The following is a 13761-nucleotide window of genomic DNA, read 5'->3' as shown; positions in this document are numbered from 1 at the left end:
TCTCCATTATTCTCAGAGCCCAGGTCGCGCGACCCTCGGCCAGTGAACATCTTGTAGCCATAGAGATCCCGCAGGGCCGCCAGGTGTTCATGACGCGTTTCTTCGCGGCTTGCATATCCAGCCAGATCGTCTGACTTCAGCCCAAGTTGCGCTGCCAGGAAGCGCGTGATCTCCATTGGAATGACCTCGCCCGGGGTCAACAACCGACCGGGATAGCGCAATGCGCAAAGCTGGAGAGCAAACCCAAAACGATTGTGGGGGCGGCGGCGGGCGCGGATGATTTCCAGATCGTCGTCCGCAAGGATGTAGTGGCGCAACATCGCCGTTTCATCGATCGGAAGATCAAAAAGTACTGAGCGCTGACGCTCGGTGAGGATAGTACGATGCGCCATATTTCTTTTGCTTTCCACTTATGGTTTGCGTATTGATGATTAAGATATTGAATAAGGAATTGTTCGGATGGCCGAAAGCGCGCCGCTTTCCAGAACACCTCAAACGAACGTTTGTGAAACATGCTGATCGGCTATGCACGGGTCTCGAAAGCCGACGGCAGCCAGTCCCTCGATTTACAGCGAGATGCATTGGTCGGAGCAGGGGTCGAAGAAGGTCAGATCTATTCGGACCTGGCATCTGGAAAGAAGGATGACCGATCCGGTCTGGAGGCCTGCCTCAAGGCATTACGCAAAGGCGATGTACTGGTTGTGTGGAAGCTCGACCGTATGGGGCGTAGCCTCCACCACCTTGTCAAAACCGTCAGCATGCTGTCCGAGCGTGGCGTTGGCCTCAAAGTTCTCACCGGGCAAGGGGCGCAGATTGACACAACGACTGCGGCTGGAAGGCTTTCATTCGGCATCTTTGCTGCGCTTGCCGAATTTGAAAGCGAGTTGATCCGCGAACGCACGATGGCGGGGCTCCAAGCCGCCCGCGCGCGCGGCCGAAAGGGAGGAAGAAAGTTTGCGCTGACAAAAGCGCAGGTCCGCATGGCTCAGGCCGCAATGGCTAGCCGCGACACATCGGTTTCAGAGCTCTGTAAGGAATTGGGGGTCAAACCGGTCACGCTCTACCGGTATGTCGACCCGAACGGCAGTCTACGCGATTACGGGAAACGAGTTCTCAGCGCTTAGCGTAGGATTCTGCACTCTCCGGCATCAGACCCCCTCGTGCGCTCCACGATCAAGCTGCGCTCGAAATCCGCGATGCCGGCGAACACGGTCAACACCATGCGCCCCGCCGGCGTCGTGGTATCGGCCCACGGCTCGGCCAGCGAACGCAGGCCAGCGCCGGCCTCCTTGATCCGCTCCGCGATCGCCAGAAGGTCGCCGGTCGATCGGGCGAGGCGGTCTAGCCTGGTGATCGTCACCACGTCGCCGGCACGCAGATGGTCGAGCATCCGCGCCAGTTCGGGCCGGTCCCGCTTCGCCCCGGAAGCCTTTTCCTCGAAGATGCGGACGCAGCCGGCCGCGCCCAGGGCGGCCCGCTGCGCATCGAGGTCCTGGCCGCGAGTCGAAACGCGGGCATAGCCAATGAACACGCGCCCGGCGTCGGAATCTGGTCGGCTGCTCACGGCTTCCCCCTGTCGCAAATCATGTCGCAAGTTTTCTATCACTTGCGACAAAGACATGCGACACGAAAAGCCCTGTTTTTCCGGGGGTGGCCGATCTGTTGCAGGTTTTACGACTTGCGCGACAAGGCTATGAGGTGATGAACTGTATAGCGTCGCTTGACACTATACGTTTAGCTTGATAGTGACGGCACATGAGAATCCGAAACGTGGTCCATAAGGGGTTACGCCGCTTCATCGAAGATGATGACGCCACCGGCTTGGAGGTGGCCGTAGTGCCGAAAGTCCGTCGCATCGCCACCTTCCTCCAAGATATGGAGCGGGAAGATGAGCTGCGCACGGTCCCGAGCTGGAAGGCCCATCAGCTCACCGGCGATCGAAAAGGCACCTGGAGCCTGTTCGTCACCAAGAACTGGCGGATCACGTTCCGGATCGACCAAACCGAAATCGAGATCATCGACCTCGACTATGAAGATTACCACTAGGAGGTGGCTATGAGTGCGATGCAGGGCATCCGTATGAAAAATCCCGCCCACCCCGGCGGCTTCGTCAAAAGTGAGATCATCGAGCCGCTTGGCCTTTCGGTCACGAGCGCCGCGCAAGTTCTCGGTGTTACGAGGGCGGCGTTGTCGGCCGTGCTGAACGAGCGCGCGCACCTTTCGCCGGAAATGGCGCTCCGGGTCGAAAAGGCTTTCGGCGTGTCGATGGATACGCTCATGCGGATGCAGAACAGCTATGACATTGCCCAAGCCCGCAAGCGGGAAGGGGAGATCAACGTCGCGCCCTTCAAGGGAAAGCCGCTCGATCCGCAAGCGGCTCTGGTCTGATCCGACAACAATACGAATACAGCCGCGCCGAGAAGTAGCGGCAGCTAGTGAGAAGGGCGATCATGAGTGATGACGAAATATTTTCCGTCGCCAAGGAGATATCGGACAGGTTTGTTGCCGAATGGGATCGCTTGAAAGGTGATCGCGTCCCATGGCACATGTCCGAAGTGCAAGAGCGCGTTTTCTTCGAAATATTTCTGCATGTCGTCAACGCACGACATATGACGACCAACGATGTCGTAGAAGTAATAAAGGTCTATCTCCGTCATGCGGATTGGATAGGACTGCTAATTTGTGATTCCTCGCCTTCGAACGGGAATGGTTCGCATGGCCCTACTTGGGCTCTCGTTCGACCAAGAGGTCTTCTGGCAAGTTTTGGCGGCAGTCCGTTTCAGGCGATCTACGAGCCATTATATGAAATACACGGTGAAGAGGACGACCAGGATAGTGAAGAATTCTGGGATGATGACGAGCAAGACCTAACACCGGAGGAACGCAAGAAGCGGTCGAATGAGGTTGCCGAGAATTACCTCCGAAGCCACTTCGGCATTCCATATGAAGATGAGGATAACCCGGAAAACAGCTATATTACCACGCTTCCGGATGGGTTTCGAAATCCGCTCATAATTGAAGAATTCGCCAACGGCGGACCAAATCAGGACGTTATAGCCGCTCTTTCCCTCGGGCGTACGAAATCCGGGGATGACACCCTCTATGTTTTGCGAAGGAAAGAAAAGTCGAGGATAACGGCGGAAGCAAGGCGACGGTCAGCGCCGGGGGGGATCCTCGGCACGGATGGCAATGGAATAGGGAATGGCGGGGTCGGCCTGCTGTGCTTTGGCGCTGATACGGGCGTCAGTCCTGACCTCCTCTAGCGGCAGCCCGGCGCCGGTCACCCTATGGTCATGCAGGTAATCTGGCAGATAGCCGGATAGAAGGATGCGCCAGTCCATCGGGATGCCCGGCTCGACCACCCGGGCCAGTTGAAAGATGATCGTGGTGCAGTTGGCGGTAATCGTATGATAGAAGGCGGGCTGCGCGGCCAGCTGGTTCGCCTTGTCCAGATAGGTCAGGAACAGCGCCCGGCGTTGCGACGCTGTCAGGTCCAACGGGTACAGGGCGACATCCTCGCGGCGCATGGTGGTCCGCAGCCGAAGGATGTCCGCTTCGTCGGCGGCAATCATCACCAGTTCGAATTTCTTGAAGAAGCCGCCGATCTCGGAAAAGGATTCGTGCCGCTCTCGCCGGATCTCGGCTGAAAAGGTCAGGAAGGCGCCGTCAGAAAAGCCGAAGCTGATCAGCGTATGGGCGATGGCTGGATTGCCCCATGTCGATGTTGCTAGATCGACTGAGGACAACGCGCCGATATCATAGCGGCGCGTTTCCCAGTGCGGGGTAAAATGCTGTTCGCTGCGCCACTCGAAATTGCGGACATTCTCCAGAATGGCGGTCTGCCCCTCGATCCGCGCGGTCACGCCATGGGCGACATCTGGCGCCCAGTCCCGATCGCCCGAGGGCCGGATCGTCAGCCACCATCCCAAAGCCACGGCGACGAGGGGCAGCAGCACCGCCCGGCTCGCGCCGCGTCGCCCGGCGGCCCGAAGCGCCAGAATGGCAAGGGCCGTCACGCCGACGGCAAGGATCCAGAACCAGCGCGCGAATCCATCCAGCTGATACCTCAGGGCCAGCCCCACCAGGGCTGCGGCGATCAGCACGACAAGCGTGAAGGCAGCCCCGGCAAGCCACCGTCGTCCACGCCGGGTCTGCGGGATGGTCCTACTCACCCGCCAAAGCCTCGCCCACGATCGAGAATGGGCTGGAAAGGGTGGCGCCGACCGTGTTGAATACAAAGGCCCCTGTGCGGCGAAGACTAGGGCCAGGGCCGTCTCCTCCCTCCCGCCCCCGATTGGCGTAGAAGGAGGCCAGCCTGACGTACCGGTCATGGTTCAGGCCGTCCGAAGCCTCGAGGCTGGAGATGTCGATGATCGCCAAGCGAGCCTCTCGCGCGGCCTGCTGCACGGCCGGGTCGGTGATGTCCAGCGCGCCGACGCGCATGCGGGTGCGGCTCAGCCGGTTGCTGACGCGCAGGGCTTGGTCATCGGGCGAGACCAGCACTGCCATCGGCTGCGTCATCGGGCCGAGGACCTGCATCTGCGCGCGGAACACATCGACGTCGATATCGGGCGCCGCAAGCACGACGGTCAGGCGGTCAAGGATGTCATTTTGCCCCGACAGGCGCAGCTGGCGCAACGCCTCGACCGTCAGCCAGCCGCCCATCGAGTGGGCAAAGACGGTGATCGTGCCGATGCGCTGGTCCCGCGCCAGCGCCGCCAGCAGATCGGCCAGCGCATCGCGCGAATAGGTAACGGATTCCTTGTCGGCCACATAGCCCGCAATGGCAGCCTGAGAAGGCCAGGCGAACAGGATCGGAGTGTTGTCCAGATCGGCATCGACCGTCATTTGGGTCAGCCGGTACAGCGCCTCGGGAAAGTTGTAGTTATAGCCGTGCACGAAGATGAGCACGTCCTTTCTGCTGTCTTGCGATGCGGCGACCTTTTGCAGGAAGCCCTGCCGGGTCAGGATGCTTTGCCCGACCGTGGCAAAGCTGGTCTGCGGGTCGATCTCTTCGTCCGGCCATTCGATCACGCCTGGCTGATGGTTGGGCGGCACCGAGATATCGAAGGACGAGTAGTTCGGCTGGCTGGCACGCCCCGAGGTGAAGACATTAGCGTTCTCAGCCGCCCGCTCACGGGTCGTGGCGGCATAGATGGTGACGGTCTGCGCGCCGGGAACGCGCGCCTCGATCGTTCGCAGAACCTCAGGACCGGGTCTGGCAGCGCACCCGCCAAGGAACAGGGTGATGGCCATAATCAAAAGGCAGGATGCCCTGTTCGCGTGCAAGCACCCTTGAGCGTTGGTCATTCCAGTTCTCCCATTATCCATTGTTCCAGCCGCCGCTGGCTGTCTATCAAACACGTCCCGCAGGCCGTTACCGCTGATCTGCACCCGATTTGCGGGACGCGCATTGCTGCCGGAGTCTGCTAGCGCCACGAAGCCTCTCAGCAGGTGCTGTCATGGGTGACCTGAAGGCAGCCCCATTCGCCGCAAGGCCGCGCATCATCCGCTTGCCCCGACCGGATTAGCACTCCCGCCTTCCTCCATTTTTCTTTCCTTGCTAAACAACACGTAATAGAGGACCGGCGCGGCGATCAGGGTCAGGATAGTTGCGAAGGCCAGACCGCCCATGATGGTCACCGACATCGAGGCAAAGAATGGATCCCACAACAGCGGAGCCATCCCCAGGATTGTGGTGACCGCCGCCAGCACGACCGGGCGCAGCCTTGATGTCGATGCTTCAATGATCGCCTTTCGGAAGGGCATGCCCTCTGCCCGAACCAGATCGATCTCCTCGACCAATACGATGCCGTTCTTCAGCAACATCCCCGACAGTGACAGCAGCCCCAGAAGCGCGGTGAAGGAGAATGGCAGGCCGGTGATGAGAAGACCGATCACCACTCCGTTGACGGCCATGGGCACCAGAAGCCACACGATCAGCGGCTGGCGCAGCTTGCCAAACAAAAGGATCGAGATCAGCACCATGATCAGAAGTGAAGCCGGCAATTGCTGGCCCAGACTGCGTTGCGCGTCGGTGCTGTTTTCATATTCCCCTCCCCATTCGAGGACATAACTATCGGGCATGGTGATTGCCTCGACCGGGGCGCGGATGGTAGAAAAGACATCGGATGCATTGCCCCCTGTGGGGATCCCCGCCTCGACCGTGATCGTCGGAACCCGGTCGCGGCGCTGGATAAGGGTGTCGCGGGGCTCCCATCCAACGCGTTCGATCAGCTGCTCCATGCTGACGTAATCCTCGGCAGCCTCGGAATAGACGATCTGCTGGGCGAGATCGGGATTGGCGCCGCTGCCGCGCAGGCGGATCGGGATCTGCCTGTCGGCTTCCTGATAGATCGCGACGGGCAGGCCCTCGGTCGCCATCAGCGCGGCATCTGACAGATCGGCGCGCGAAATCCCGGCCGTCTGCGCGCGCTGCGTGGCATATTCTGGGATCAGCACGGGCTCGTATTCGCGCCAGTCAGTCCGGATATCAATCAATCCCGCATCCTGCCGGGTCAGCGTGGTGCTGACCAGATCGGCCAGCGCGCGCAGAACCTTTGGATCGGGCCCCGAAATCCGCGCCTGAATGGGCGCGCCGCCGCCGGGACCAAAGGCCAGACGTTCGGTCCGGAACTCGCCCTCAAGCAGCGTTTCGCGACCAAATTCGTTCAGATCCTCCAACAGCCGCGGGATCGTTTCGGTCGTGGCGGTACGGATGATCAGATGGCCATAGCTGGGCAGCGCCTCTTCTGGGGAATAGGTCAGCATGAAGCGCGTCGCCCCCGAGCCTACGAAGGTCGCGACCGACGTCACCTCGTCGCGCTGCAGCAACCATTCCTCGGCCTTGCGCATGTCGTCCGACACGCTGTGGATGTCGCTGCCCTGCGGCAGTTTGTAATGCGCATAAAAGACCGGCGTGCTGCTGTCGGGAAAGAACTGCTGGGGCACCGAGGCAAAGCCGCGAAAGCACAGCACGGTGATGACGATCATCGCCGCCAGAAACAGCCAGCGCGCCCTCAGCGCCCCACCCAGTACCGTGCGATAGGCCCGAAAGACTGGGCCATTGTAATCGCCACCCTCACCGTCGCCCTTGCCGCGCTTGAAGACGTAATGGGCCAGAAGCGGCGTGACGGTGAGCGCCAGTACCCAGGACAGCAGCAGCGAGATCCCCACCACCGCGAACAGCGAGAACATGAACTCGCCCGTCGCATCCGGCGACAGGCCGATGCCGGCAAAGGCCATGATGCCGATCACCGTCGCGCCCAGCAGCGGCAGCTGGACCCGCTTCGCGCCATCCTCGGCGGCGTCGCGGGACGAGCTGCCCGAGGCCATCTTGATCTGCATCGATTCGGCCAAGACAATCGAATTGTCGACCAGCATCCCCATCGCAATGATCAGCGCGCCAAGCGAGATCCGCTCCATTTCTATCCCGCCAAGCGACATGAAGAAGAACGTTCCGATCACGTTCAGAAACAGCGTCGATCCGATGACGACCGCCGACCGCCATCCCATAAAGAGCGCCAGCACCACCACCACCAGCGCCACCGACATCGCCAAATTGACCAGAAATGCGGACGAGGATTCGTCCACGACCAGATGTTGCTGATAAATGGGGTGGAGCTGCACGCCATGGGGCAGCTCCCGCAACAGTTCGGCTATCTTGGCATCGACGCGCATGCCGATATCGACGATGTTCTGCGACGACACACCCGCTATGCCAAGCGTGAACGCCTCTTGCCCGTCAAAGCGGATGATTTCGCGCGGGGTGGGAACGCGACCGCGTTCGACCGTGGCGATGTCGGTCATCTGAAATACCGAGGTTCCCACGTTCACGGTCAGCTCGCGCAGCGCATCGACGCTGTTGGTGCCGCGCGGCACGTCGATCCCGAAGCGGTTGCCGTCCGCCGCCAAAGACCCCGAGGGTGACACGGCTGCCGCCGCGCTGATCTGGTCGATCAAAGCGCCGGGCGGGACACCCAGATTGGATGCGATGGCCATGTCTGGCATGACATAGACCGCCTCTTCCGGCAAACCGGCGATGGCCACATTCGACACGCCCTCGACCGTTAGGATCTCGCGCCGCAGATAGGTCGAGATCTCGTGGATCTCGGCATCCGAAAACCCGGGCGCGGTCACCGCCATGAAGATCCCGAACACATCGCCGAAATCGTCGTTTACGACCGGCAGGTTCGCGCCTTCGGGCAATTGGGCACCGGCATCGGCCACGCGGTTGCGCAGCTCGTCCCAGACCTGCGGCAGCTCGGCCCCACTGACCGTAGACAGGATTTCGACATCGATGCGCGATGAGCCGGGCTTGTTCGACGAGGTCACCGTGTCCAGCGAGGCCATCTGCTGGATCGCGGATTCTAGGGGCTCGCTGACCTCGCGGGCGACCTGTTCCGCCGAGGCCCCGGGATAGGAGGTGATCACCACCGCCTGCTTGATGGTAAAGCTCGGGTCCTCCAGCCGGCCTACGGTCGCATACCCCCACAGGCCGCCCAGAAGGCAGCCGAGAATCAAAAGCCAAGTCAGAAGCGGCGCGTCGATCGCCTTACGTGCTAGGTTCATTGCGACGCCTCGGGCGTAGGACCATTGTCGTTGGACAGACCAGTAAAGCGGCCTACCCGCGTCCCGTCAGCCAGCATCGCCGCGCCCGAGGCGACGATGGTCACGCCCGGCTCGGGACCGTCCAGCATGTAAAACCTGGTGCCCCCGGCGGGTTCGATCGTGACGCTGCGACTGGCCAGCGTGCCGCGATCGGGGTCGGCGTCATCGGGGCGATAAACCAGCACCTGAGGGCGGCCATCGGGCGCATAGCGCAGCGCACTGGCCGGCAGCGTCACGACGCTGTCCGAGCCCGGGCGCTGGACGGTGACCTGAACCGTGGCCGAGGCCCCCGGCAACAGATTTTCGGGCTGATCCTCGCCGAACGCGAAGGCTACGCGATAGGTCTGGCCCGCTTCGGCAGCCTCGGCGGTCAGCTCGCGGTATTCCAATGGATAAAGAGGGCCGTCGACGACCATCTGCGCGCTGGCCTGAAACTCCAGCTGGCCGCCGAACTGGCGGAACAGGATTTCCGGCACCTGAATGTGAACCTGGATTTCGCTCATGTCATGTGCTCGAACGACGGGTTCGCCCGCCGCAACTGTCGCATATTGATCCGCCAGTCGCTGCGAGATGAGCGCGTCGAAGGGAGCTTGCATCGTGGCATAGTTCAGGCTGTCCAATGCATCCTCATAGGCCACCTGTGCCACGTCACGTGTGCTCTGGGCATTCTCGATTTCAGCTAGGGCTACGACGCCCGCCCCCAATTTACTGAGACGTGCCAACTGCCGTTCGGCCTGATTAAGCTGTACCTGCGCCTCATTCACGGCGCGTTCGAAGGGACCGCGATCAAGTCGTCCCAGAAGAGTGCCCGCTTCGACAAACTGGCCTTGTCGGATAGGCAGTTCCTCAATCTGGCCGCCCGCCCGAAAGGACAGATCAACGGTCGATCTGGCCGCGATTCGCCCGAAAAACCGCCGCTCGACGAAGTCGGCGGCCTCTTCCAGGACCATCAATTTGGCCGGGCGCAGGCTTTCGCCCGGATCGCCCACCTGTGCGAATGCTGGAGACAAAGACGCCAGAAGCGTCAGGGAAATGACCGCAGAGATATTGAATTTCATAAAAGTAGCCTTCGTGCATGGATCGTCGCCAGATGGCATGGCCGGTTTTGAACGGAAAATGTCACAGGAGCCTGCCCAGCTATGTGCCTAGTCAAGCGCAGCGTCTGGTGTTCGGAAAAAGTCGAAGCAGCGGGACGCAGTCGCGATATGTGGACCCAATCAAGGTGCTGCCAGGAAGACTCAACCTTTCCAATGCTCAGAGTTTCAGCTGTTTTTCCGGGGGCAACGCGACTCCTGCACAGATGAAGAGCCCTTGACCTGCATTCCCCAAGTGGCGTGTCGTTTGAGGTGAAGATCGCCTGTATCCGAGCGCTAGACAAGGATTTTCTGCCGCAAGCGGCACCTGCGGTCGCGCAGACTGCTGGATCTGGACGGATCAGACCGCGAAGCCGCTGTTTCCTTGCCCAGGGGCGGCGTTTTTCAGCGCAGCGGACAGATCTGTCCAGCCGCTTTCGTTCAGTTTGAGCGTGGATCGCGATCATGCGCATAGCGGTGGCGCTCGCAATCGGCGGATAGCGGCGAGGATGGCGCGTACCATCGTGCCGGTGACAGCGACCTCGGCCAGCTGGAAGGTGATGGTGCGGGCGTGACGGACCACACGTGCCCCGATCTTGATCAGCTTCAGTTGCAGGCTGGTCAACGACCAGTCGGCCATGGCCTCGGGCAGCTCGATGCAGCGCAAGAAGGTGGCCAGGTTGTACGCCAGGGCGTGCAGTTGCAGCCGCACCTCATTGTCGCGGAACTTCCGGCACGACAGCCGCGTCCAGCGAAAGGCGTATTTGCCCTCTTTGATGTGCTGCTCGGCGGTGCCGCGCTGGTTGTAGAACCGCACCACCCAGTCCGGCTCCATCGGCAGGTTGGTGACGATGAAGCCGACACGCGGGAACAGTTCGCCCGGATGCCATTCGATCTTGGCGATCACCCGGCGTTCCTTGTCCCAGGACGCCGCCTGATACTCGAATTCCTCGAAGAACCGCTTGACCTTGGTCAGTGACGGCCGCCCGACAGGGCGCGTTAGCCGATGCGCGATCTTGTCCTTGAGGACCGCGTTTGCGGGCAGCCGGATGGCGTAGAAGAACCGCGCTTCTTCCAATCGCTCATAGATCGCCGGGATCGCGTAGGCAGCATCGGCCCGGAAGAACCTGCCACCAAGGTCGCGCTCCGCGTAGCGCGCAATGACGGGGTCGAGAACATCACGCCAGCCATCGGCGCTGTGGACGTTGCCATGGCGCAGGGCGCAGCGTTCCAGCATCCCGAACTGGTTGAACAGAAAGTTGGGGTGATAGCAGCTACAGTCGAAATGGCCATTCCAGGCAGACCCTTCCTGGTCGCCATGGGTCGGGCTGACCGAGCTGTCCATGTCCAGAACGATGTACTTCAGCCCGTTACGGTCATGGAACCGGTCGATCCATTGCCCGTTCAGGTCGGCCAGCGCGGCACGGTTCCCGGCCAGAGCCAGCGTCTCGGTCTCGAACCGTCCCATCTGCGATGCCGAGGCCGCTTGTGCATCGACCGCTCTGCCGCCGACAACTTGGCGCATGACCGGATCGCAGGCGAGACGGTTGGCGTCGTTGACATCCTCGTATCCGGCCAGCCGCCCAAAGACTGATTGCCGGAACAGGCCGTCGAGCCGATGGACCGTGTTCTTGCCAGAGCGAGTATCGCGCAGCGCCGCTGACGCCAAATCGGACAACCCGAGCGCGTCATCAAGCTCGCGCATCACCAGAAGGCCGCCGTCGGAACTGAGCTGCGTGCCGCGAAATTCCAGCCGCACGCGAGGGTCGAAATCCACCCGATCTGCCCGTTGCAAGCCCGCACCCTCTGGGTGATCCATGAAACGCGCCCCTCGCAGCCTTCAACACCATGTTTTATATAGGAAATATAATGGTCAGGACAGCGAAATCAGCGCCTTACTTGGGAAATGTGGGTATAGGCGTCTCTCGTCGTCTTCTTACGAGAGATCGAGCCGACAGTGAGCAAAATTGGCTCGAAAAACACCGTAACAATCAAGGAGTCGCTTCGAATTTCGATATTCTGACCGCTGCGGCGCTAGATTATCATCAAAAGCGGCCACTCGTTCGGCAGCTCCGCTCATGGACTGAAGACCAGTACATCGGGGTCCAAGAAGCCGTTATGATCATGGCCGCTGTTTGGCCCGAATTCCTGGCAGGGCGGCTCACATTCGCTTCCTCTCACCACCGATCCTGGATCGTAGTTGAACAGAAGAGCGACAAACCCTTGCTCTTCGAACGTGAGAACTGGCCGATTAACACCTCGCTTTCGCGCATTCTTGCGGTGCTTTCTGGATTGCAATCTTTTCGCGGCATGACATGCCGGTTCGACCTATCGCAGGCAGGACAAGTCGTTTTTGATGGTCAGAGCGGTAAAATCTTGCGTGTGATCACAAAGGACTTTGAGCCGTCAGAAGAAGAAACCAGGAGCGCGCTCGGGCGGCTAACGCAACATCTCGTCAGCCTGGGGCACGATCATGAAGCCGTTCGCTCCTCGATATCTGATCCATCTCGGTTAGGAGAGTTGATTGATCCTGCCGGCCGCCTCTTACGCACCAATCGCTCCGATCCCGAACAGCGCCTCTTCGAAATGGCCGTCTCGATTTCAGATCGAAAACCTAGCCGGAGGAGCGCCAGCCCTATTCTAGGACACCGTACGGATGCGTTGTATAACGCGATCGGGGGAGACGGCCGCGACGACGCCTATCTTTCGGATGGTCTGTGGATATCGCCCGATGGACACCTTTCCGACAAGGGACGCTAGGCGCTGTTGCAAGCGAGCGAGACAAAACTCACCCACCTGCATTTGCAGAGGTGCAGCAACGTAAGAGAAAACCCTGTGGCTACAATTTCTTCGTCGGACAAATTTGATTCTAGTCAGGCTCAATACTGCTTGTCGTCAGATAGTTTTGTGCTTCTGAGAATAGTTCGGTTCCAAGCATCCTATACTGTTATGACAGCGACAGCCGGAGAAGACGACAGAAGTAAAGCCCCATATCCAAATCAAGAACGCCTCATCGAACATGCGGCCAGCATCTTTTCCGCATTTGGGGCGTCGGCCCGACATGCAAGCGACCTCCATGGCAGGCGCTACGTCGAATTTACTGGCTTGAGCCAAACCCAAATCGAGCAAGGAGGGCAATCCTTGGCAAATGCCCTCGGCTTGGAACTGTCGGATATGGCTGAGATATGGGCGGAGCTTTCCGATGCCGCCGACGAAGATGGGCTAGTTTACCTATCAGATGGTATGTATCTAACGGATGATGGTCAGTTAATCGAACGGTGACTTGGAGCCTAAGTGATCTCTACACTTGTTTGCCGAGTGAAAACGCCGATCATTCCGTCGCTTTCACGGTGATGGTGCAACGCTGATCCTCGCCGGACGTGCGCGCGGCCTCCCAACAAGCCGCTACCGCGTCCCTGTTCGCCTCAATGAGCTGGTCGGCCGACGCCACCCGCTGCCATGCTTCCGGGCTGCCGAACGCCATGAGGCTCATACCGGCCTGCCACGGCCTTTCGCCCATGACGACGCTGGCGACACGCGGCGCGGCCGAGAACGGCAACAGGCGCGGAAGGAACAGCATCACCAGCGCGCCGGCGAGCAGGCCTACAGCGAAGGCGACGACAAGCCACCAGTTTTGCCGGTCGCGCTCCCGCGCGCCGGCGACATGCGCAGCGAGGTTCCGGCCGGCGCGCTCGAGGTCGGACGCCTGCCGCTCGAGCTGCTGCGCGGCGGTGCGTATCAGGGCCTCGCCGCTGCGCTCGAGGACCGCCGCATAGTGCTGCGCGCCCTGCTTGAGAATGGGCGATTGCTCTACGCCGTGCATCCGCTCCGCAACATTGTCGAGCGCCTGCACGAGCTGGGCGAGCTGGGGCTTGTAGTCCTGCGCCGGCTCGATCTTTTCGAGCTGGTCGAAGGCCGCTTCCAGCCCGCGCCGCATCACGGTCATTTCCGCGCCGATCTGCGCGCCCTGCGTCTCGATCGTGCGCCGTAGCGCGTCGAACGCGGCGGCCGGGTCGCCGGCGTCCTCGTCCAGTGCTTCCGGCTCGATTCCTTCCCTGTCGTCGTCCAGCTCCGCCAT

General features: G+C 60.8%; 14 protein-coding genes. 6 read left to right on the top strand and 8 right to left on the bottom strand.

Going from position 1 to position 13761, the window contains the following annotated elements:
* A partial coding sequence (locus ACX82Z_RS23545; protein ID WP_459912310.1) for a DUF4158 domain-containing protein occupies positions 1–392 on the bottom strand: 392 nt, incomplete at its 3' end.
* A 120-nt stretch (positions 393–512) separates the two neighbouring features.
* On the opposite strand from ACX82Z_RS23545, the gene ACX82Z_RS23540 reads away from it, so the two are divergent.
* Positions 513–1124, top strand: a complete 612-nt coding sequence (locus ACX82Z_RS23540; protein WP_459912308.1) for a recombinase family protein — start codon at positions 513–515, stop codon at positions 1122–1124.
* On the opposite strand, the gene ACX82Z_RS23535 is transcribed toward ACX82Z_RS23540, so the two are convergent.
* The gene (locus tag ACX82Z_RS23535) at positions 1121–1564 is read right to left on the bottom strand and encodes a recombinase family protein (protein ID WP_459912306.1); all 444 of its coding nucleotides are present in this window, start codon (positions 1562–1564) and stop codon (positions 1121–1123) included. The two genes, ACX82Z_RS23540 and ACX82Z_RS23535, sit on opposite strands and share 4 nt — an antisense overlap.
* Positions 1565–1755: 191 nt before the next feature.
* Here ACX82Z_RS23535 and ACX82Z_RS23530 point away from each other — a divergent pair, with 191 nt between their 5' ends.
* The 3 genes from ACX82Z_RS23530 to ACX82Z_RS23520 all read left to right on the top strand — a co-directional run bounded on the left by ACX82Z_RS23530 (position 1756) and on the right by ACX82Z_RS23520 (position 3263).
* Positions 1756–2046, top strand: a complete 291-nt coding sequence (locus ACX82Z_RS23530; protein WP_137040545.1) for a type II toxin-antitoxin system RelE/ParE family toxin — start codon at positions 1756–1758, stop codon at positions 2044–2046.
* Between the two features lie 9 nt (positions 2047–2055).
* Positions 2056–2388, top strand: coding sequence for a HigA family addiction module antitoxin (locus ACX82Z_RS23525; RefSeq protein WP_092938937.1), 333 nt, complete (start codon positions 2056–2058; stop codon positions 2386–2388).
* A 62-nt stretch (positions 2389–2450) separates the two neighbouring features.
* Entirely contained in the window at positions 2451–3263 is an 813-nt protein-coding gene (locus tag ACX82Z_RS23520) for a hypothetical protein (RefSeq protein WP_459912305.1), read from the top strand.
* On the opposite strand, the gene ACX82Z_RS23515 is transcribed toward ACX82Z_RS23520, so the two are convergent.
* From ACX82Z_RS23515 to ACX82Z_RS23495, 5 genes are all read right to left on the bottom strand, one after another.
* Positions 3156–4172, bottom strand: coding sequence for an Lnb N-terminal periplasmic domain-containing protein (locus tag ACX82Z_RS23515; protein WP_205963140.1), 1017 nt, complete (start codon positions 4170–4172; stop codon positions 3156–3158). The genes ACX82Z_RS23520 and ACX82Z_RS23515 overlap by 108 nt on opposite strands.
* The gene (locus tag ACX82Z_RS23510) at positions 4165–5310 is read right to left on the bottom strand and encodes an alpha/beta hydrolase (protein ID WP_127898211.1); all 1146 of its coding nucleotides are present in this window, start codon (positions 5308–5310) and stop codon (positions 4165–4167) included. The genes ACX82Z_RS23515 and ACX82Z_RS23510 overlap by 8 nt, the downstream gene beginning before the upstream one ends.
* 195 nt (positions 5311–5505) lie before the next feature.
* On the bottom strand, positions 5506–8571 hold the full coding sequence (locus ACX82Z_RS23505; protein ID WP_127898212.1) for an efflux RND transporter permease subunit: 3066 nt from the start codon (positions 8569–8571) through the stop codon (positions 5506–5508).
* On the bottom strand, positions 8568–9707 hold the full coding sequence (locus ACX82Z_RS23500) for an efflux RND transporter periplasmic adaptor subunit (protein ID WP_271886716.1): 1140 nt from the start codon (positions 9705–9707) through the stop codon (positions 8568–8570). The genes ACX82Z_RS23505 and ACX82Z_RS23500 overlap by 4 nt, the downstream gene beginning before the upstream one ends.
* Before the next feature lie 439 nt (positions 9708–10146).
* Positions 10147–11502, bottom strand: a complete 1356-nt coding sequence (locus ACX82Z_RS23495; RefSeq protein ID WP_006473457.1) for an IS1380-like element IS1247 family transposase — start codon at positions 11500–11502, stop codon at positions 10147–10149.
* Positions 11503–11552: 50 nt separating this feature from the next.
* Here ACX82Z_RS23495 and ACX82Z_RS23490 point away from each other — a divergent pair, with 50 nt between their 5' ends.
* Together ACX82Z_RS23490 and ACX82Z_RS23485 are read left to right on the top strand one after the other, a co-directional pair.
* Complete coding sequence (locus ACX82Z_RS23490; protein ID WP_459912302.1) at positions 11553–12443, top strand: hypothetical protein; 891 nt, start codon at positions 11553–11555, stop codon at positions 12441–12443.
* Between the two features lie 189 nt (positions 12444–12632).
* Entirely contained in the window at positions 12633–12965 is a 333-nt protein-coding gene (locus ACX82Z_RS23485; RefSeq protein ID WP_092938933.1) for a hypothetical protein, read from the top strand.
* A gap of 49 nt (positions 12966–13014) precedes the next feature.
* Here the strand turns inward: ACX82Z_RS23485 and ACX82Z_RS23480 are convergent, their stop codons facing one another.
* Positions 13015–13761, bottom strand: coding sequence for a DUF6118 family protein (locus ACX82Z_RS23480; RefSeq protein WP_137040541.1), 747 nt, complete (start codon positions 13759–13761; stop codon positions 13015–13017).

This window comes from Aliihoeflea sp. PC F10.4 (genome assembly GCF_054612275.1).
This window is presented reverse-complemented; position numbering and strand designations above follow the sequence as displayed.